18 protein-coding genes and 1 pseudogene are annotated in these 19104 nt (G+C 70.7%); 12 read left to right on the plus strand and 7 right to left on the minus strand.

Translation table 11 applies throughout. The features are described from left to right. The coding region (locus N801_RS14660; protein WP_156996789.1) for an MMPL family transporter at positions 1-2220 on the minus strand (2220 nt) is incomplete at its 3' end. 61 nt (positions 2221-2281) lie between these two features. Here N801_RS14660 and lipB point away from each other — a divergent pair. Further along, positions 2282-2914: a lipoyl(octanoyl) transferase LipB gene (gene lipB / locus N801_RS14665; RefSeq protein WP_035939366.1), complete on the plus strand. Its 633-nt coding sequence runs from the start codon at positions 2282-2284 to the stop codon at positions 2912-2914. 25 nt (positions 2915-2939) lie between these two features. Here lipB and N801_RS14670 read toward each other — a convergent pair whose 3' ends face one another. Further along, complete coding sequence (locus N801_RS14670) at positions 2940-3326, minus strand: hypothetical protein (protein ID WP_035939369.1); 387 nt, start codon at positions 3324-3326, stop codon at positions 2940-2942. Positions 3327-3535: 209 nt separating this feature from the next. Here N801_RS14670 and lipA point away from each other — a divergent pair, with 209 nt between their 5' ends. The 3 genes from lipA (at position 3536) to N801_RS14685 (ending at position 6075) form a co-directional block, all read left to right on the plus strand. Then, positions 3536-4561, plus strand: a complete 1026-nt coding sequence (gene lipA, locus N801_RS14675; protein WP_035939412.1) for a lipoyl synthase — start codon at positions 3536-3538, stop codon at positions 4559-4561. Between the two features lie 69 nt (positions 4562-4630). After that, complete coding sequence (locus N801_RS14680) at positions 4631-5368, plus strand: DUF4191 family protein (protein WP_035939371.1); 738 nt, start codon at positions 4631-4633, stop codon at positions 5366-5368. A gap of 62 nt (positions 5369-5430) precedes the next feature. Then, positions 5431-6075 carry a LysE family translocator gene (locus N801_RS14685; RefSeq protein WP_035939413.1) on the plus strand — a complete coding sequence of 215 codons (645 nt, stop codon included), beginning with the start codon at positions 5431-5433 and terminating at the stop codon, positions 6073-6075. 44 nt (positions 6076-6119) lie between these two features. Here the strand turns inward: N801_RS14685 and N801_RS14690 are convergent, their stop codons facing one another. The 3 genes from N801_RS14690 to N801_RS14700 are packed head-to-tail and all read right to left on the minus strand — an operon-like array spanning position 6120 to position 8770. Further along, positions 6120-6764 (minus strand): response regulator transcription factor, encoded by a 645-nt coding sequence (locus tag N801_RS14690; protein WP_156996791.1) that lies wholly within the window; start codon positions 6762-6764, stop codon positions 6120-6122. Beyond that, complete coding sequence (locus N801_RS14695; protein WP_035939373.1) at positions 6761-7999, minus strand: sensor histidine kinase; 1239 nt, start codon at positions 7997-7999, stop codon at positions 6761-6763. Before N801_RS14695 ends, N801_RS14690 begins: the two co-directional genes overlap by 4 nt. A gap of 21 nt (positions 8000-8020) precedes the next feature. Then, positions 8021-8770, minus strand: coding sequence for a hypothetical protein (locus tag N801_RS14700; protein ID WP_035939376.1), 750 nt, complete (start codon positions 8768-8770; stop codon positions 8021-8023). 183 nt (positions 8771-8953) lie between these two features. Here N801_RS14700 and N801_RS14705 point away from each other — a divergent pair, with 183 nt between their 5' ends. Continuing rightward, positions 8954-9454, plus strand: a complete 501-nt coding sequence (locus tag N801_RS14705) for a hypothetical protein (protein WP_035939378.1) — start codon at positions 8954-8956, stop codon at positions 9452-9454. Between the two features lie 15 nt (positions 9455-9469). Here N801_RS14705 and N801_RS14710 read toward each other — a convergent pair whose 3' ends face one another. Further along, positions 9470-9886 (minus strand): RDD family protein, encoded by a 417-nt coding sequence (locus N801_RS14710; protein WP_035939381.1) that lies wholly within the window; start codon positions 9884-9886, stop codon positions 9470-9472. Positions 9887-10056: 170 nt separating this feature from the next. On the opposite strand from N801_RS14710, the gene glnA reads away from it, so the two are divergent. The 7 genes and pseudogenes from glnA (at position 10057) to N801_RS14740 (ending at position 17821) form a co-directional block, all read left to right on the plus strand. Next, positions 10057-11481, plus strand: coding sequence for a type I glutamate--ammonia ligase (glnA, locus tag N801_RS14715; RefSeq protein ID WP_035939384.1), 1425 nt, complete (start codon positions 10057-10059; stop codon positions 11479-11481). A gap of 423 nt (positions 11482-11904) precedes the next feature. After that, a pseudogene (locus N801_RS21905) lies at positions 11905-12120 on the plus strand (helix-turn-helix domain-containing protein); the annotation flags it as partial. A gap of 138 nt (positions 12121-12258) precedes the next feature. Then, positions 12259-14262: an ATP-binding protein gene (locus tag N801_RS19885; RefSeq protein WP_245618469.1), complete on the plus strand. Its 2004-nt coding sequence runs from the start codon at positions 12259-12261 to the stop codon at positions 14260-14262. Between the two features lie 130 nt (positions 14263-14392). Beyond that, complete coding sequence (locus tag N801_RS14725) at positions 14393-15325, plus strand: ABC transporter ATP-binding protein (protein ID WP_035939387.1); 933 nt, start codon at positions 14393-14395, stop codon at positions 15323-15325. Next, complete coding sequence (locus N801_RS14730) at positions 15322-16176, plus strand: ABC transporter permease (protein WP_052113114.1); 855 nt, start codon at positions 15322-15324, stop codon at positions 16174-16176. Before N801_RS14725 ends, N801_RS14730 begins: the two co-directional genes overlap by 4 nt. Positions 16177-16196: 20 nt before the next feature. Beyond that, the gene (locus N801_RS14735; protein WP_035939389.1) at positions 16197-16979 is read left to right on the plus strand and encodes a CPBP family intramembrane glutamic endopeptidase; all 783 of its coding nucleotides are present in this window, start codon (positions 16197-16199) and stop codon (positions 16977-16979) included. A 41-nt stretch (positions 16980-17020) separates the two neighbouring features. Then, positions 17021-17821, plus strand: a complete 801-nt coding sequence (locus N801_RS14740) for a CPBP family intramembrane glutamic endopeptidase (protein WP_035939392.1) — start codon at positions 17021-17023, stop codon at positions 17819-17821. A 537-nt stretch (positions 17822-18358) separates the two neighbouring features. Here the strand turns inward: N801_RS14740 and N801_RS14745 are convergent. Further along, positions 18359-19030, minus strand: a complete 672-nt coding sequence (locus tag N801_RS14745) for a cytidylate kinase-like family protein (protein WP_035939394.1) — start codon at positions 19028-19030, stop codon at positions 18359-18361. Between the last annotated feature and the right edge of the window lie 74 nt (positions 19031-19104).

A 19104-nucleotide genomic window follows, 5' to 3' on the forward strand; every position in this document is an offset into this window, starting at 1 on the left:
GTCGTCGGCGGCCCCGTCGTCGGCGCCGCCGCCGCCGGCCGTGTCGCCGCGGCGGTCCCCGGCCAGTCGGGCCGGCCACCACACCGCCGGTCCGAGGTCGTACGCGGCGGCCGGGACGAGGAGGCTGCGGACGACGAAGGTGTCGAGGATGACGCCGAAGGCGACGATGAAGGCCACCTGCACGAGGAAGACCAGGGGCAGGACGGACAGCGACGAGAACGTCGCCGCGAGGACGATGCCCGCGCTCGTGATGACGCCACCGGTGACGGCGAGCCCCACGAGGATGCCGGGCCTCGTGCCGCGGTGGATCGACTCCTCGCGCACGCGCGTCATGAGGAAGATCGAGTAGTCGATCCCCAGGGCGACGAGGAAGACGAACCCGTAGAGCGGGATCGCCGGGTCGCTCCCGCCGAACCCGAGCCCGTCGAAGACGAGGGCGGCCACCCCGATGGTCGCCGCGAACGAGACGACGTTGGCGACGACGAGGAGCAGCGGCGCGACGAAGGAGCGCAGCAGCAGGCACAGGACGAGGAAGATCACGACGAGGATCGCGGGCACGATGACGCGCAGGTCGCGTCCGCTCGCCTCGAGGACGTCGAGGTTGATCGCCGCCTGGCCACCGACGAGCGCCTCGTCGCTGACGTCGTCGAGCGAGACCCGCAGCCGTCGCACCGTCTCCTCCGCCTCGGGGCTGTCGGAGGCGCCGGTCGCCGTGCCCTGCACGAGCTGCAGGCCGTCGACCGGTGTCGCCGTGGGTGGCTCCTGCCCCGGGATCGGCGGGGTCAGGCCCACGAAGGCGCCCTCGATCCCGTCGTCGGCGTCCATCGCGTCGCGCACCGCCTCGGCCTGCTCCGCGGGCACGACGACCTGGATCGGGCTTCCCGCCCCGGCGGGGAAGTGGCGCTCGATGGCCTCCTGCGCGTCGACGGAGTCGGTCGCCGTGAGGAAGGTGTCCTTGATGCTGACGCCCTCCGCGCTGAAGGTCGGGGCGAACGCAGCGGCGGCGAGCAGGACGGCGAGGGTGCTGACCCAGACCCGGCGGGGGTGCCGGCCGACGAGCCCGGAGACCCGGCCCCACAGCGCCCGGGTGCCGACGACGTCCTCGGCGTGCACGTTGTCGACGCGGGGGGCGAACGGCCAGAACGCCTTGCGCCCGATGACGAGCAGGACCGCGGGCAGGAAGGTCAGGGAGGCCAGCAGGGCGCCGGCGATGCCGAGCGCTCCGACCGGACCGAGTCCGGCGGTGTTGCGCAGGTCTGCCAGCAGCAGGCACAGCAGACCGAGGATCACCGTGGCACCGGAGGCGACGATCGGCTCGACCGAGCCCCGCCACGCCCGGCGCAGCGCCAGCCAGGTGTTCGGCTCGCCGTGCAGCTCCTCGCGGAAGCGGCTCACGAGCAGCAGTGCGTAGTCGGTGGCGGCGCCGACGACGAGGATGAACATGATCCCCTGCGACTGGCCGGAGAGCTCGATCGTGCCGCTCTCGGCGAGGGGCCGGACGACGAGCGCGGCGAGGCTGAGCCCGAAGATCGCGCTGAGCAGCACGGCGACCGGCAGGATCGGGCTGCGGTAGACGATGAGCAGGATGACGAGCACGACCGCGAGCGCGACGAGCAGCAGGACGCCGTCGATCCCGGCGAAGGCGGCGGAGAAGTCGGCGACGAGACCACCGGGTCCCCCGACGCTGGAGGTGAGCCCCGTGCCGGAGAGGGCGACGCGCGCCTTGACCCGCACCTCCTCCGCCGCGGAGATGATCGGCGCCTCCCCCTCGACGACGTCCGAGACCGCCGCCTCCGTGAGGGGGATGACGACGAGGACGGCCTTGCGGTCCTCGCTGGGGACCGGGACCAGCTGCGCCCCGGACACGAGGTAGTCGCCGAGCGTCCTGTCCGTGCCGGGCAGCGGGAGGCCGGGCAGGTCCTGCGTGAGCCGGATCAGCGCGAGCCCGTCCCTCTCGTCGAGCTCGGCGCCGTCGCCCTGCTCGGCGACGAGGATGAGCGGGATCTCCTCCTCGTCGGTGAAGCGGCTCACCCGCTCGAGCACCGCGGTGGACTCGGCGTCGGTGGGGAGGAAGGACGCGTTGTCGTTCTTCTGGACCTCGGAGAGCCGGCCGGTCGCGGGGCCGCCGACGGCTCCGACCGCGAGCCAGCACAGGATGACGACGATGGCTCCGATGAGCACGGGCCGGGGCCGCCCGGGCCGGGCTCTGCGGTGGGTCACCCGATCACCCTAGGTCCCCGGCGGCGGCGCGTCAGGCGGTCGGACGGCATACGGTGGGGGCATGCGTTTCGTGCACCTGGGCTTCGCTCCGGACCTCGTCGACTACCTCGACGGCTGGGAGCGCCAGCGGGTCGTCCACGCGGCCGTCGCGGAGGGCCGCGAGCCCGACACGACCCTGCTCCTCGAGCACGCGGCCGTCTATACCGCGGGCAAGCGCACGCAGCCCGAGCAGCGGCCGTTCGACGGGACGCCGGTCGTCGACGTCGACCGTGGCGGCCTCATCACGTGGCACGGTCCCGGTCAGCTCGTCGGCTATCCCATCGTCGCGCTGCCGGAGGTGCCAATCGACGTCGTCGCGCACGTGCGCCGCCTGGAGGAGGCGATGATGCGGATGACGCGCGAGTTCGGGGTGGAGACGGTGCGCGTCGACGGTCGCAGTGGCGTCTGGGTCCTCGCGGACGACCGTGGCCCGGACCGCAAGCTCGGCGCCATCGGCGTGCGGGTCAGCAGGCGGACGACGATGCACGGCTTCGCCCTCAACTGTGACGCCGACCTCTCGTGGGCCGACAACATCGTCGCGTGCGGCATCCCGGACGCCGGGGTGTCGTCGATCAGCCGCGAGGCCGGGCGCACGGTGACCGTGCAGGACCTGCTCCCCTACGCCGAGAAGCACCTCACCGACGTCCTCGGCTGAGCCCACGACGGCGTATGCCGTGTGCTCACGAACCGATCGAGTCGCAGACCAGCGGAGTGGGCAGTGTCGTGATCCGCCCGCACGAGACCGAGTAGGTCCTCAGCGAGCCGGCGAACGCGTCCTTCGTCGCATCCACGTCGCCGGACAGCGACCCGTCGTCGTCGAGCCGCCACGAGGTGACGACCGGGTCGCCCTCGGTCGTGGTCTCGGTGACGGTCAGGGTGGCACCGCGCCCCTCCCGCAGGGCCTCCTCCAGGCACGCGCGCTGCGTGGCCCCGGCGACCTCGAGCTGCTCCCCCTGTCGCAGGACGACCTCGCCGCAGTCGGTGCCGGTCGATTCCGAGGGCGACGCCTCCGGGCCGGGCGTGTCGGCGACAGGCGGAGAGGAACCGCAGGCCACCAGAACGGACACCAGGCCTGTCGCCGCAGCTGCTGCCACGAGACTTCTCATGTCCCTCCGACGTGGGCCGGGCGTCGTCGGTTCCCCCGCCGCGCAGGGTCGAGAGGTCACGACACCCCGGGTGCGCGGCCGGCATACGGCGTGTCGTGACCTCTCGACGCGATCGGGAGGCGGGCACCCGTGGGTTCGGGCTGTCGGAGGCCGGGCGTACTCTGGAGCGCGTGACTGCCGCACCCGAAGGACGTCGTCTCCTGCGTGTCGAGGCCCGCAACGCCGAGACCCCGATCGAGCGCAAGCCCGAGTGGATCCGGACCACCGCGAAGATGGGGCCGGAGTACACCCAGCTGCACTCGATGGTGAAGAAGGAGGGCCTGCACACGGTCTGCCAGGAGGCCTCCTGCCCCAACATCTTCGAGTGCTGGGAGGACAAGGAGGCGACCTTCCTCATCGGCGGTGACGTCTGCACCCGCCGCTGCGACTTCTGCGACATCGCGACCGGCCGCCCCACCTCGCTCGACCTCGACGAGCCGCGCCGCGTGGCCGAGTCGGTGCAGCAGATGGGCCTGCGCTACTCGACCGTCACCGGTGTCGCCCGCGACGACCAGCCCGACGGCGCCGCCGGCCTGTACGCCGAGACGATCCGCCAGATCCACGCCCTCAACCCCAACACCGGCGTCGAGATCCTCCCGCCCGACTTCGGCGCCAAGCCCGAGCTGGTCGGCCAGGTCTTCGATGCGCGCCCCGAGGTGTTCGCGCACAACCTCGAGACGGTGCCGCGCATCTTCCGGCAGATCCGCCCGGCCTTCACCTACGAGAAGTCGCTTGCGGTGCTGTCGATGGCCCGCGAGGCCGAGCTCGTCACCAAGTCCAACCTCATCCTCGGCATGGGCGAGGAGGACCACGAGGTCGAGCAGGCCATCGCCGACCTCCACGACGCCGGCTGCGACATCCTCACCATCACCCAGTACCTCCGACCCTCCAAGCTGCACCACCCCATCGACCGGTGGGTCAAGCCGGAGGAGTTCGTCCACTGGAGCACGGTGGCCGAGGACATGGGCTTCAAGGGCGTCATGGCCGGCCCGCTCGTGCGCTCGTCCTACCGCGCCGGGCGCCTGTGGGCCACGGCGATGAAGAAGTGGGGCCGCCCCATCCCGGAGCACCTCTCGCACCTCGCCCAGGCCGCGAGCGACCCCGCCCGCCAGGAGGCCGCGTCTCTGGTGGCGCGCTCCGCGCGGGCCGTATCCTGATCGTCGAGAACGTTTCCGCACCGGCGCGCACCCAGCGCGCCACTTAACTGACGCAGGAGCACGCACCCCGTGGCCAAGGCCAAAGAGAGCACCGAAGAGAAGAAGCCCGGCCGGTTCGCCGAGATCCGCCAGGGCTACCGCGCGATCAAGCAGCTCGACGGCAAGATCGGGTGGTTCATGCTGCTGGCGGCGCTCGTGACCTTCGCGGTCATCGTCGGGATCGGCTTCCTCCTCGGGGGCCTGTGGCGCTGGTACATGGTCCTCATCGCCATCCCGGCCGCGCTGCTCGCCGCCACCTTCGTCATGAACCGCCGGGGCAACAAGGCGATGTACGGCGTCCTCGAGGGCCAGGCCGGCGCCGCCGGGGCCGCCCTGCAGAGCATGGGCCGTCGTGGCTGGTACGCGTCCACCGAGCCGGTCGCCGTCGACGTCAACCGCGCCTCCAAGCCGGGCGACATGTCGGGCGCCGCCATGGTGTTCCGCGCGCTCGGTCGTCCGGGCGTCGTGCTCCTCGGCGAGGGTCCCAAGCAGCGCGTGCTCAAGCTCCTCAAGGCCGAGGAGAGGAAGACCAACCGGGTCGCTCCCGGCGTGCCCGTCCACCTCTGGGTCGTCGGCGACGGTGAGGGCGAGGTCAAGGTCAGCAAGATCAGCTCGAAGCTCACCCGGATGCGCCCGGTCCTCACCAAGGACGAGGCGTCGGTGGTCAACAAGCGCCTCAAGTCGCTCGGTGGCCTGCGCACCGGCGTGCCGGCGGGCATGGACCCGACCCGCGCCCGCGTCGACCGCAAGGCCACGCGCGGCAAGTAGGCCCCCGACCCTCTCGCGGAATCCCCTCGCCATCCCCGGTGGCCGGGTCTAGCGTTCGCCGTATGCCGTCCGCCACCACCCTCGCTGCGTTCGCCGGTGCGTCGCTGCTGCTCATCCTCTTCCCCGGTCCGGCGATGCTCTTCCTCGTGGCCCGTGGGGTCGCCGGTGGGCGGCGCGTCGGGGTGATGTCGGCGATCGGCGTCGAGTCGGCGACCGCGACGTTCGTCCTCGCCACGGCGTTCGGGCTCACCGCCGTGCTCGCGACGTCGGCCCTGGCGCTGTCGGTCGTCAGGTACGCCGGCGCGGCCTACCTCGTCTGGCTCGGGATCGGGGTCCTGCGCACGCGCGGCGCGACGGGGACGGTCGACGTGCCGACGACCGGGTCGGGTCAGAGCGACTGGACGAGCTGGGGGCAGGGCTACCTCGTCGGGATCGCCAACCCCAAGGTCGCCCTGTTCTTCCTCGCGTTCTTCCCCCAGTTCCTCGACCCGGCCCGCGGGTCGATGACCGGCCAGATCCTCGTGCTCGGCGTCGTCTTCGTCGCCATCGGCCTCGTCTTCGACGCGAGCTACGGCGCGCTCGCCGGCACGATCTCCGCCCGGCTGGCCCGGCGACGGAGCGGGTCGGCCAAGGGCAGGGTCGCGGTGGGCCTGACCTACATCGGCCTCGGCGGCTTCACCGCGGCCACGGGGTCACGCACGCTCTGAGCCCGACCACCTGCCTCGCGCGGCGCCTGGCCGCGCCGACGCGGTCAGCCGATCCCCGTGTCGCGGGCCCGGAGGGCAGCCGACGTGCGGTCGGGCACCTGGAGCTTGGCGAGCACCTGGGACACGTGGTTCCGGACGGTCTTCTCCGACAGCTCGAGCCGGCGCGCGATCTCGTGGTTGCGGCAGCCGACGGCGATGAGCTCGAGCACCTCACGTTCGCGCGGGGTGAGGTCCGGGAAGGCGCGCGCCGTGGGTGAGCCCTGCTCGCCGCCGGAGTAGAAGGAGACGATGCGTCTGGCGACGCTTCCGCCGTAGACCGCGCCGCCCGCAGCCACCGCCCTCACTGCTCCCACGATCTCGGTGCCGTCGGCACCCTTGACGAGGTAGCCGCGGGCGCCGGCCCGGAGGGCGGCGAACACGTGCTCGTCGTCCTCGTGCATCGACAGCACCAGGACCGCCAGCCCGGGTCGTGCCTCGAGCAGCCTGCGGGTCGCCGTGACGCCGTCGAGGTCCGGCATCGTGAGGTCGGTGATGACGACGTCGGGTGCCAGCTCGGTGACCGCCCTCAGGAGCTCGGTCCCGTTGCCCGCCTCGGCGACGACCTCGACCTCCGCCGCCTGAGCCAGCACGGCGGCGAGGCCGAAGCGGTACATCGGGTGGTCGTCGGCGACGACCACGCGCACCGTCATGGCGCGGCCAGGGGCAGGACCGCGGTGACCACGGTGCCGCCGCCACCCAGCCGGTCGACCGGGTCGACCTGCAGCCGGCCGTCGAGGTCGGCGGCCCGGCGCCGCATCGAGTCGATCCCCACACCCGACCCGTTGACGGGGAGCGGCCCGCGACCGTCGTCGGACACGACGACGTGGAGCCCCCCGTCGCCTGCGCGCAGGGACACCGCGCACCGGGTCGCATCCGCGTGCCGCACGACGTTGGTGAGCGCCTCGGCGACGATGCGGAAGGCGGCCTCCTCCACCGCCGGGGCGAGCACCGGTGGGAGGTCCGCGTCGAGGCTGAAGCGCACGCCGCCGGGTCGGCCGAGCCCGAGCATGGACGCGGTGTCGCTGACTGCGGCGGGGAGGCCGCGCAGGACGAGCGTGGCGGGACGCAGCCCGTCGACCACCCGCCGGATCTCCGTCACGGCCGAGTCGGCCTCCGCTCGGGTCCGGGAGAGCAGGGCGGGGACCGAGGCGGGGTCGGTCCTCTGGGCGACGGCAGCGGCTTCGAGCCCCAGTGCGATCCCCGACAGCGAGGGTCCGAGGCCGTCGTGGAGGTCGCGCCGGAGGCGATCACGTTCGGCGAGGGTCGCCGTGGTGACACGCTCGCGTTCGCGCTCCAGGGTGTCGGCGAGGTGGCGGGCGTGGACGACGACGGCCAGGTGCGGGGCGAGCGCCGCGGCGATCCGTCGGCCGGTCCCGGTGAGCTCCGGACGCCCCGGTGCCACGCCGACCTCCAGGGTGCCGAGGTCGTCACCGCCGTGCCGCAGCCCCACCGTCGTGGTCGGTGACGCGCCCTCGTCGATTGTCCCGACCTGCGAGACGCGCCTGCCCGTGCGGTCACGCACCACGGCCCACGACGCGCCGGCAGCGGACGCGACGGCCTCGAGCATCGCCGCCACGGGGTCGTCGTGGGGGACCTCGAGGTCCGCGGCCACGCGGTCCACGAGGGTGAGGGGGTCGGCACGCTCCCCGAGCACGAGACGGTCGACGACGACCCGCAGCCGCTGCGCGAGGGGCAGCATGACGACGACCACCACGGCGGAGGCGACGAGCAGCGGGAGCGGGCCCTCGGGCACGACGTCGGCCAGCACCGTCGTCAGGCCCCCGACGACGAGCGCGACGAACACGGTCATCGGGACGTAGAGCAGGGTGCGGCGCAGGGCCACCTCGATGCCGAGGAGCCGGTAGCGCAGCACACCGACCGACACGGCGACGGGGACGAGGCCGTACTACAGGCCGAAGAGGAGCCGGTACTCGGTGAACACGGTCCCGACCATGAGCGCCACGACGCTGAGCAGCCAGAGGAGCTGCTGGCGCTCGGGTGCGCTGGCCCGCACGGCCCGCCAGGCGGTCCCGACGATGACGCTCCCGGCGGATCCCGCGAGGAGGACGACGGTCGGCGCACCGACGACCCACAGCGCCCACGCCGGGACCGACCACGGCAGCTCCGTGCCGGCCACCCCGTCGTCGACGGCACCGGGGGCCACCCCCAGGAGGACCGTGGCGACGACGAGCGCGACGACGGTGAGCCGGACGTGCCAGGTCCAGTACCTCGACGGTGGGTGTCCCGTCGGGTACACCGCGGGCAGCACGAGCGCCACGAGGAGCAGCGACGGCAGCCACGTCCACGAGGCCACCCAGGCCGTGGCGAGACCGAGCGGGAGCGAGCCGTCCGGGTCCGTGAGGGCGCGGATCGAGTACGCGTTGGCCGCGAGGTTGGTGACCTGGAGCAGCGCCGACAGGAGCAGCAGCCAGCCGATGACGTTCCACGGTCTCAGGTGGGTGAGGGCGGCGCCGGACAGGGCGAAGGCGGCGACGATCGGTCCGATCCACAGGTCGGAGTGCGGCGAGACGACCCCGGGCCGCTGCAGGACGTCGCCCGCCAGCGAGAGCGGGATGGTCCCGTAGAGCGTCAGCACCACGAGGGCGAGGAGCCATCCGACGGCGCTGCGCCTCCGGTCGAGCGAGGCCGATCCCATCCCTGAAGTGTCCTCCCGACTGTGCCGCCCTGTCCCCGGTCCGGTGTCCCCCATCGGCCGGGAGAACGTCCCGGCCGGCCCGGGGCCCGTGACGGATCCGGCCCGGACACGTCACGTGGTTCGGTCGAGGACCCCACCACCCACGCGCGTGTCCGCGAGGCACGCCACCCCGAAGGAGACACCATGCGACGCCTCATCACGACCCTCGTGGCGGCCACCGCCCTGGCCCTCGGCTCCGCGGGATCCGCCGGTGCCGGCGCCCTGCACGACTTCTGGCCGGAGGACTACGACGCCCGCGAGCACTTCGCTGCCGGGGAGGGGTTCTGCGTCCCCTGGGCGGGGACCTTCCACGAGGTCCGCACCGGCGGCTACCGGATGGTCACGCCCCCCGGTGGGCGCGAGACCGGCGAGCTGCACATCAACGGCGTCATCCACGGCCTCGTGGAGCTCGTCCCCGACGACCCGTCCCTGCCCACCTACTCCGGGACGTACCGCGAGAAGGTCAACGCGGTCGCGACCGAGTTCACGCCGGAGGGTGACGTCCTGCGCGTCGGGCAGTACCGGCTCAGCACCACGCTGTCGGGGACGGACGGGTCGAGCCTCGCCCTGCACCTCGCCGGCAAGGTCACGGTGAACGCGAACGGCGTGACGACGGTCAGTCGCGACGTCTTCACCTGCGCCTGACCCGACCCCGCCGACTCAGCGGCGGACGATGACCGTGCCCGCGGCCGCGTCGTGGAAGCCGCGGCCGTGGCGGTCGGTGAGCACCGCCGGGACGAAGAGGCAGAGCAGCGCGGTCCGGATGAGGACCTGGAGCGTGAACGACCCGGGACGGATCTGCAGCACCTGCATGCCCAGCAGCGCCTGGCCGGGCGTGGCGGCGAAGGCCGTGACGGCGAGGACGTTGAGGACGGCGAGGACGCCGAGCGGCACGAACGCCTGCGCTCCCCCGGCGCCGAGCTCGGCGCCGAACGCGACCACCGAGAGCAGCTGCACGAGCACCCAGTCGACGAGCAGCCCGACGGCGCGACGCCACAGCAGAGCCATCGACCCGGGACCGGCGGCCGGCATGCCGAGCTGCTGACCGGCATACTCCTGCGGTTCCGTCGTGCTCACAGCAGGACTGTATGCCGTGTGCCCGAGACGGCCCGACGCGGGTCAGCGGGCCTCTGGCAGGCTGTAACACCGGTGAAACATCCGGGTCATGGACGAGAAACCGGTGCCCTCTAGGGTCGGTGCCATGCCCGGGGCACCGCCCCGATCACCCCAGCCAAGGAGAGACCCACGTGTTCAGCTCTGCTGACGAGGTCCTGTCGTTCATCAAGGACGAGGACGTCAAGTTCGTCGACATTCGCTTCTGCGACCTGCCCGGAGTCATGCAGCACTTCAACGTGCCGGCGGAGACGGTCGACGCGGACTTCTTCACCGCCGGTCAGGCGTTCGACGGATCCTCGATCCGCGGGTTCCAGGCCATCCACGAGTCCGACATGAAGCTCATCCCGGACCCCAGCTCGGCCTACGTCGACCCGTTCCGTGAGCACAAGACGCTCATCATGAACTTCTCGATCGTCGACCCGTTCACCGACGAGCCCTACAGCCGCGACCCGCGCAACATCGCAGCGAAGGCCGAGGCGTACCTCAAGTCGACCGGCATCGCCGACACCGCGTTCTTCGGTGCCGAAGCCGAGTTCTACGTCTTCGACGACGTCCGCTTCGAGACCAAGGCGAACGCGTCGTACTACTACGTCGACTCGATCGAGGCCGCCTGGAACACCGGGCGCGTCGAGGAGGGTGGCAACAAGGGCTACAAGACCCGCTACAAGGGTGGCTACTTCCCCGTCCCGCCCGTCGACCACTTCGCCGACATGCGCGACAACATCTGCCTCAACCTCGAGAAGGTCGGCATTAACGTCGAGCGCAGCCACCACGAGGTCGGCACCGCCGGTCAGCAGGAGATCAACTACCGCTTCGGCACGCTGCTGCAGTCCGGCGACGACATGATGAAGTTCAAGTACGTCGTCAAGAACACCGTGTGGGCCGGTGGCAAGACCGCGACCTTCATGCCGAAGCCGATCTTCGGTGACAACGGCTCGGGCATGCACACCCACCAGTCGCTCTGGAAGGACGGCGAGCCGCTCTTCTACGACGAGCGCGGCTACGGCGGCCTGTCCGACCTCGCCCGCTGGTACATCGGCGGCCTCCTCAAGCACGCCCCCGCGGTGCTCGCCTTCACCAACCCGACGGTGAACTCCTACCACCGCCTGGTCCCGGGCTACGAGGCGCCGGTCAACCTCGTCTACTCGGCGCGCAACCGCTCCGCCTGCGTGCGCATCCCCATCGCGGGAGACTCCCCCAAGGCCAAGCGCATCGAGTTCCGCATCCCGGACCCGTCCTGCAACCCCTACCTCGCGTTCGCCGCGCAGCTCATGGCCGGCCTCGACGGCATCCGCAACCGCATCGAGCCCCCCGAGCCCGTGGACAAGGACCTCTACGAGCTCCCCCCGGAGGAGCACGAGGCCATCGAGCAGGTCCCCGGTTCGCTGCCGGCCGTGCTCGAGGCGCTCGCGGCCGACCACGAGTTCCTGCTCGAGGGCGACGTCTTCACGCAGGACCTCATCGACACCTGGATCGAGTGGAAGACCAAGAACGAGGTCGACCCGATCCGCTTCCGCCCGCACCCGCACGAGTTCGAGATGTACTACGACATCTGAGCAGCGAGGGCGGAGGTAGGGGCCGACGAAGGAGGCACCTGCCGGCGCCCGAGGTGCCAGATGTCGTAGCGAAGGACTACGACATCTGATCCTGACATGGGCCCGGCCTTGACCTGCGCAAACGCAGGTCAAGGCCGGGCGAAGGCTGGGGACACCGCAGTGAGGAACCTGCCTGCATGGTGGTGACACCGGCCTGTGACGATGGCGCGCGGCCCGCTGGAAGCAGGCCGTAGTTGACGCACCGGTTCGGCGAGGACGGTCACGACGACACCTCCGGTGCCGGGTGGTTCGCTCCGCCCCAAGCGCACGCTTTATCAGCGATAGCGCTGCCGGCCGTATTCGCAATGCCCCGGTCCGCGCAGACTTACCCGTCCGAACCGTCGTCTTGCCGCTGTCAGGACGTCCGAGTTCTATGGTGATTGGGTGGCGCAGAACCCGCCTTCTGAGTCCGCCGAAGCGCCGACGTTCGGCCAACGGCTCCGTGCGCTTCGCGAAGCGGGCGGCTGGTCCCAAGAGGAGCTGGCCCAGCGTGCAGGGGTCTCCACGGATGCCGTCAGCTCCTTGGAACGGGGCACCCGAAGTCATCCCTACCCAGCCACCGTGCGGGCCCTCGCTGAAGCGCTGGAGCTGCCGGCACGAGAGAGAGCCGTTCTGGCGGCTGCCGTGCCGAGGCGGTCCCGACCCGCCTCGGGCGCTCGACAGGTCATGACCTCGGGACCTGGTGCGCTCCCCGCCGCGGCGACACCCCTGTTGGGCCGGGACGAGGACGTGGCTGCCGTGTTCGAGCTGCTGGCCGACCCCTCGGTGCGGCTTGTCACCCTGACCGGAACGGGGGGCATCGGCAAGTCGCGGCTCGCAATGGCTGTGGCCGAACGGATCGCCCCGACGATGACCGATGCAGCGGCGTTCGTTCCTCTGGCCGACGTGCTCGACGACTCGCTGATGCTGCCACAGATCGTCCGGGCTCTCGCGTTCGACGGCGCTGCCCGGCGCCGCGATGATCTCTTGGTCTCGCTTGCTCCCCTTGAGGTGCTGCTGGTCCTCGACAACGTGGAGCACCTGCCGGGCTCTCCGGGAGTGGTCGCGGATCTGCTCCTCGGATGTCCACGGATGACCCTGTTGGTGACGAGCCGGGCACCGCTGCGAATCCGAGGCGAGACCGAGTACACCGTTCTGCCGTTGCGACTTCCGGCCCTGGGTGCGACGGAGGTGTCCGCCGTCCTTGACTCACCGGCGGCGTCCCTCCTCATGGATCGGGGACGGGCGGTCCGCCGGGACCTCGTCTTGAGGTCTGATGATGCCCCGGCCGTGGCCGGTATCTGCCATCGGGTGGCGGGCCTTCCGCTGGCTCTCGAGATCGCCGCTGCGGGACTGCGCGTGATGGACCCTGCTGCCCTGCTGGTCCACCTGGACGAGGTGCTCGCCCAAGGCGGGCCCGTCGACCTGCCGGTCCGGCAACGCACCATGCGGGCCACCCTGGACTGGAGCTACGGCTTGCTCGACCATTCCGATCAGAAGGCGTTCCGCCGGGCCTCCGCCTTCGTGGGCGGGTTCACGCTGGAAGCCGCCCACGCCGTCCTTGGAGTCGACGACATCCTGGGAGCCGTGGAGCGTCTTACCGCGCGGTCGCTGTTCTCCACAGCCTCATCCCCGGACGCGGTTCTGCGGTACGGGATGCTCGAGCCGGTGGCGCAATACGCCGCCTCGCTGCTGGCTGGCCAGGAGGAAGTGGCCGCGCGGTGGGCGCACGCGCAGTTCTTCGTGCACCAGGCAGAGGAGCTCGAGCGCGCGCTGATGGGCGGCGAGCAGGTGCAAGCCTTGGACCGCTTCGACACCGAGGAGAGCAACCTGTGGTCCGCGCTGGAATGGGCCGTCGCCGCTGGAGAGGCTGATCTGGCCGGGCGGTTCTCGTGGGCCCTGTTCATGTTCTGGTGGGTCCGCGGTCAGCGAGGCCGTGGGGGACGCCTCATCGAACGGGTGCTGGATCTGGACCTGTCCGACATGCACCGGGCGCGCGCCCTGCACGCTGCGGCTGCCTTGGCGGAGCCCGGAACCGTCGCGGCAGAGCGCGTGGAACGTCTCTACCTGGCGAGCGCTGCAGACGCCGAGCGCTGCGGAGACCGCGGGGTGGAAGCCGCATCAGCGCTGGGCGCCGGGTTGGTCGCACTCGGGACGGGGGACCTGGCCACCGCCGTGCATCGCCTCCATCGAGGTCTCGCGGCGGCGCAGCAGGCCGGACAGTGGGGAGAATGGCCGGCCGCGCTGGCCCATTGCTGGCTGGCGGCGGCCAAGAGGTTCCAGGGCGATCCGGAACAGTCGGTCGTCGTGTACAGCCTCCAGGCGTTGGAGTCGACCCGGCGCCGCAGCGACGTGCTGAGCGAATCCATCGCGCTCTACAACCTGGGGCAGGCGGAGCTGGCCCTCGGGCACGACAACGAGGCCCGCCAGCATCTGATCGAGGGTGTGCGGGTGTGCCTGCAGACGCGGGACGCGGGCAACCTCTCCTACCTCCTCGATGCCCTCGCAGCAGTCGAGCACCGCGCTGGAGGCAGGGAGCGGGTAGTCACACTGCTCGGGGCGGCCGAGGCGCTAAGGGAGGATGTCGGCTCTTCGGTCTACAGCTGGTATGCCCCCGACCTGGTGATGCGCGACAGGATCGTCGCGGAGGCCCGCGAAAGGCTCGACGAGCGTGCCTACGCGCGAGCCTTCGACGCCGGACGCTCGCTGAGCCTCGACGGCGCCGTCGAGCTGGCCGCGAGGAGTCCCCAGCCGCCCACGTAACCCCGGCGGCGCCACCGGCAGCTGTCCGGCAAGCGTCCGGCAAGCGTCGGTGCTGTGACGGTGGCCGACGAGAGGTGTTCGGGTCGACGCTCGAGGGGTATCCGTTCAGCCTCCGAAGGGGCAGCCCCACATGATTGAGATCCGGCAGCTGACCAAGATCTACGGACGTACGACGGCCGTCGACGGCCTTTCCTTCACCGTCAGACCGGGAGTCGTGACGGGGTTCCTCGGACCCAACGGCGCCGGCAAGTCCACGACGATGCGGACCATCGTCGGCCTCGACCGCCCCACCGGCGGCGAGACCCTCATCGGTGGCCGCCGCTACGCCGACCATCCCGCACCGATGGGGGTGGTCGGTGCACTGCTGGAGGCAAGTGCGCCCCATCCGGGCCGCAGTGCCACGAACCACCTTCGAGCGCTGGCGGCCACCCATGGGATCGGCATGCGACGGGTCAACGACGTCATCGGCCTGGTCGGTCTGGACGACGTCGCCGGGAAGCGGGCGGGGACGTTCTCGTTGGGGATGGCCCAGCGTCTCGGCCTGGCTGCCGCGCTGCTGGGTGACCCCGCGGTGCTGATCCTGGACGAGCCGGTCAACGGGCTCGATCCCGACGGCATTCGCTGGATCCGCGACCTGCTCCGCGAGTTCGCCCATGAGGGCCGCACCGTCTTCATCTCCTCGCACCTCATGAGCGAGATGGCCTTGACCGCCGACCACCTGGTCGTCATCGGCAAGGGCCGGCTGCTGGCCGATGTACCCATGGCGGACATGATCGCGGCGGCCGGCTCGACGGTCCGGGTCAAGAGCCCCCGCGCCGCGGACCTCGCGCCCCTCCTCGCCGAGCGCGACGTCGAGGTCACCGCGGAAGGCCCCGATGTGTTCGTGGTGGCCGGGAGCAGCAGCGCCGACATCGCCGAGACCGCCTTCACGCACGGGATCGTCCTGCACGAGCTGACACCGATGCAGGTTTCACTCGAGGACGCGTACATGGCGCTCACGCGCGAGCACATCCAGTACCAGGCCGGCGACGGCCCCGACGAGAATGGGAGGGCGGTCGCATGAAGGCCACCGGCATCGGCACCGAGCGGGTCGGGATCGAGCTGTCTGCGACCGAGGAGACACCTCGTGCGGGTGAGCCCTCCGTTGCTGGGGTCACGCTTCGGCACGTCCTGGGCTCGGAGTGGATCAAGCTACGCAGCGTGCGGTCCGGCCGGTGCTCGGTGGCAGCCCTCGGCATGTCGATCCTGCTGCTGGGCGCGTTCACCGCCGTCGGAATCGTTGTCAAGGACAACCCGCCCGCGGCTGAAGCCGTCATGGCGGACCCGAGCGGCGGTGCCCTCGCAGGGGTCAGCTTCTTCGCCCAGATCGCGGCCATCACCGTGGGGGTCCTGGCAGTGACCGGGGAGTACAGAAACCCGATGATCCGGGTCTCGTTCGCGGCGGTTCCCCGCCGACTCCCGCTGGTCTGGGCCAAGGCTGGAGTCGTGGCTGCGGTCACGGCCATCGTCAGCCTCGTGGCGGTCCTGCTCGCCTTCGGCATCTCCAGTGTCGTGGTGGCGACCGACGGCCAGAGCCTCTCCCTGAGCGAACCGCGTCTCGCCCGCGCCCTGTTCGGCGCGCCGGTCATGCTCGCTCTCACTGGCGTGCTGGCCACGGCCGTCGGATGGCTGGTGCGGAGCACAGCCGGCGCCGTGTCGGCGCTGGTCGCTGTCCTGTACGTGTTGCCCAGCCTCGCCGTCGCGCTCCCTGAGGCCGTCTCCAGATACCTCCCGAACAGTGCCGCGGCTGCCGTCATCCAGGTCAACCCACTCGAAGCCGCTCCCGGCCGATGGACGGGCCTTGCCGTGTATGCCGCCTACGCGGCCTTCACCCTCGCCTTCGCCGCGCTCGCGGTTCGCCGCCGTGACGCCTGAGAGTCGACCAAGGAGGAGTCATGACCACCTACGAACCCACGGCCCAGCAGTTCCACCGGACGCCGACGACCGCGACCGTGGAGCAGCACTCCATCGCCCGCTCGATGGTGCTTCACCTCCTGCCCGGCGCGGTGCTGGCCACCCTCTTCTATCTCGCCGCGCCGGTGGCCGTCCAGGCCGGATATCCACCCATCTTCGCCGGCGTCCTCGCCGCCACCGTCGTGGTCGTCGGTGGCGAGCTCGGCTGGCTCATGAGGGAGGCGCAGCGCCAGACAGGCTCGAGGTCGCTCGGGAGCACGCTGCCCTTCCGTCCGGGAGCCGTCACCTGGCGGAAGGTCCTGCTGGTGGTCGGGCTCGTCACCTGGGGCCTCGCCGTCTCCGTGCTGTCGATCGGCAGCAGCATCAAGGACTCGTTCTTCACGTGGATGCCCGAGTGGGCTCTCGACCCGCTCCCGACGAGCTTCGCCGACAGCGGCAGCAGCTCGGCGCAGGCAACCACGGCCGTCGGATACCTCCTCATTCTCGTGCTCGCCGGCCCGTTCATCGAGGAGCTGTACTTCCGCGGCTACCTCCTGCCGCGCATCGGTCGGTTCGGTGGCTGGGCACCGCTGATCAACGTCACCCTCTTCGCCTGCTACCACCTGTGGAAGCCGTGGGACGTCCTCAACCTGATCCTCATCCTCGGACCGGCGGTCTACGTCGTCTGGCGGCTCAAGGACATCCGCATCTCCATCGCCGTCCACGTCGCACTCAACGGGCTCGGCTGGGCGTTGAACGTCGCCCCGCCCTTGCTCTTCGACTGAGTCTCTCTGCACCCACCACCACCGAAGGAGCCACGATCGCCATGACGCAACGCACCCATCACACAGTCCCAGCGGTGCGGGCCCACGCTTCTGCAACGCCCAACCAGCTCCGTCAGTACACGCTGTCGTCGCACATTCTCGCGATCTGGACCGCAGCGGCCCTGCCCATGGCGGTCTTGGCCTGGGTCGTCGCGCCCTGGCTGGCAGACTCCTTCGACGGACCTGCCGCGCTGCCGCGGGCCATCATCCTGGTCCTGACTGTCGGCCTGGTGTGGCAGTTCGTCCTCGTCGTCCTCCTCGTACGCCGTGAACAGGGGACACTGCGATGGCCGATCGTCAAGGAGGCGCTGTGGCTGCGCGCGCCCATCAGCCAGGACACCGGACGACGGGGTGGTGTGCTCTGGCTGATCCTGGTTCCTCTGATGGTGCTGTTCGCGGCCAAGGAGTTCCTGCCAACGCTGCCCGCACCGGCCGCTCGCGATATGGCCGTGCTGCTGGATTCGGACGCGGGCCAGAGCTTTCTCTCCGGGAACTGGCTCTGGTTCGGCCTGATCGTGATGATGTATGTCTTCAACACGGCACTGGGCGAGGAACTGCTCTTCCGTGGGCTGCTGCTGCCGCGCATGCAGGGCACCTTCGGCCGGTGGGACTGGGTCGCCAACGGCGTCCTCTTCGGCCTGTACCACCTGCACGTCCCTTGGTCGATCCCGCGCAACCTGGTCGACACGTTCATCCTCTGCTACCCCTCGCGGCGGTACCAGAGCGCGCTGATCGGAATCATCGTCCACAGTGCGCAGAGTCTCTTCTTCGTCGTGCTTGTACTGGTCGCCGTCCTGTCGTAGCCGAACTGAATCGCCCGGGTATGTCAGACGAGACCCGGGCGATTCACGGCCGAGTTGGTGGCTGAACGGCTCGTCCGCGAGGGGGTACTTCCAGACGAAGAGCATGGCGATGATGGCGACGAGCAGGCAGCAGACCGATGGTGAACCGGATCACCCAGATCGCGGAGTCCGGCTGGATCGGGTTCGGGTTGGCCTTATTGGCCGAGAGGTAGCCGCCGAACGCAAGGGCACGGGCCCCCCACGGCGCCGCCGACGAGCCCGCCGAGGACTCCGCCGAAGAAACGGAAGGCGACGACCTCGGCTCCCTCTTGGACCGACTGGGTCCTCGCCGAGGCCAACGAGCCGTAAGAAACCGCGGGCAGCACAAAGCTGCTCGAAACGGGCCGTCCCCCGCGCACGCTGCTTCGCCCGACGGGCCATGGGCCGATGCTTGGCGACGGGAGCGCCAGCGGATCCCGGGGTCGGGCTGCCGACGGCGAGCGGGTCGCGGGTCGTCATGCTTCCTCCGCCCTGGGGTGGGTCGCGAGACCCTGGATGTCAGCGGCCGGCTGGGTCTGACGCTCCGCTCGACGGCTCGGTCTTGGCCTTCAGCGCGGACACGATGATCTCGACGCACACGTCGTCCGAGAGGGTCGCCGTGTTGAGCACGAGGTCGTAGTGGTCGACGAGCCGCGGGTCCCATCCGTAGAGCTGAATCGACATGTCCGCCCGAATCTGGTCCTCGCGGCGCTGCCGTTTCTTGGCTCTGTCGATCGAGATGCCGGCGTCCCTCGCGGCCCGCTCGATCCGCTTCTCCGCCGGCCCATCGAGACGTACGTGAAGCGCGGCGGGGTGGTCGGCCAGGATCAGAGCGCCGTTGCGCCCGGTGATGACGCCCCCCTCCTCCGCGGAGGCGAACACGACCCGGTTGTTGTCCGCGACGAGCTGGGAGCGATCCTGCTGGTCGAACACGACGTCGAGCGCGTCGTGCCCACTGAAGGTTCCCATGGCCTCCATGACCCGGGTCACGATGCCGTCCTTCTCGCGCTGTTCCTCCTGGGCCTCAAGCTCCTCGGAGGAGAAGGCCTGCGGGTGGTACGGCAGACCAAGCGCGTCGGCCACCTTCGGTCCGATGTCCTTCGCGCCCGAGCCGTATGCCTCGAAGATGGTGACGACGGGCTTGAGGGTGAGTCTGCTGCCGGCCGCCCCCGAGGTGGCTGTGGTGGTCATCCGAGCCTCCCTTCTCCCAGCACTCCTGACCCCTCTCACAGTAGGCCGGAGCCACGGCGGTGTACACGCCCTCC

Origin of the sequence: Knoellia aerolata DSM 18566 (assembly GCF_000768695.1) — a bacterium.
Classification (GTDB): Bacteria; Actinomycetota; Actinomycetes; order Actinomycetales; family Dermatophilaceae; genus Knoellia; species Knoellia aerolata.

What these genes read in the sequence shown, in the direction of transcription:
- N801_RS14705 (WP_035939378.1), top strand. Translation starts at nt 8,954, where the DNA reads ATGCGACGCCTCATCACGACCCTCGTGGCGGCCACCGCCCTGGCCCTC.
- N801_RS14730 (WP_052113114.1), top strand. Translation starts at nt 15,322, where the DNA reads ATGAAGGCCACCGGCATCGGCACCGAGCGGGTCGGGATCGAGCTGTCT.
- lipB (WP_035939366.1), top strand. Translation starts at nt 2,282, where the DNA reads ATGCGTTTCGTGCACCTGGGCTTCGCTCCGGACCTCGTCGACTACCTC.
- N801_RS14735 (WP_035939389.1), top strand. Translation starts at nt 16,197, where the DNA reads ATGACCACCTACGAACCCACGGCCCAGCAGTTCCACCGGACGCCGACG.
- N801_RS14745 (WP_035939394.1), bottom strand. Translation starts at nt 19,030, where the DNA reads ATGACCACCACAGCCACCTCGGGGGCGGCCGGCAGCAGACTCACCCTC.
- N801_RS14685 (WP_035939413.1), top strand. Translation starts at nt 5,431, where the DNA reads ATGCCGTCCGCCACCACCCTCGCTGCGTTCGCCGGTGCGTCGCTGCTG.
- N801_RS14690 (WP_156996791.1), bottom strand. Translation starts at nt 6,764, where the DNA reads ATGACGGTGCGCGTGGTCGTCGCCGACGACCACCCGATGTACCGCTTC.
- N801_RS14740 (WP_035939392.1), top strand. Translation starts at nt 17,021, where the DNA reads ATGACGCAACGCACCCATCACACAGTCCCAGCGGTGCGGGCCCACGCT.
- N801_RS14700 (WP_035939376.1), bottom strand. Translation starts at nt 8,770, where the DNA reads ATGGGATCGGCCTCGCTCGACCGGAGGCGCAGCGCCGTCGGATGGCTC.
- N801_RS14725 (WP_035939387.1), top strand. Translation starts at nt 14,393, where the DNA reads ATGATTGAGATCCGGCAGCTGACCAAGATCTACGGACGTACGACGGCC.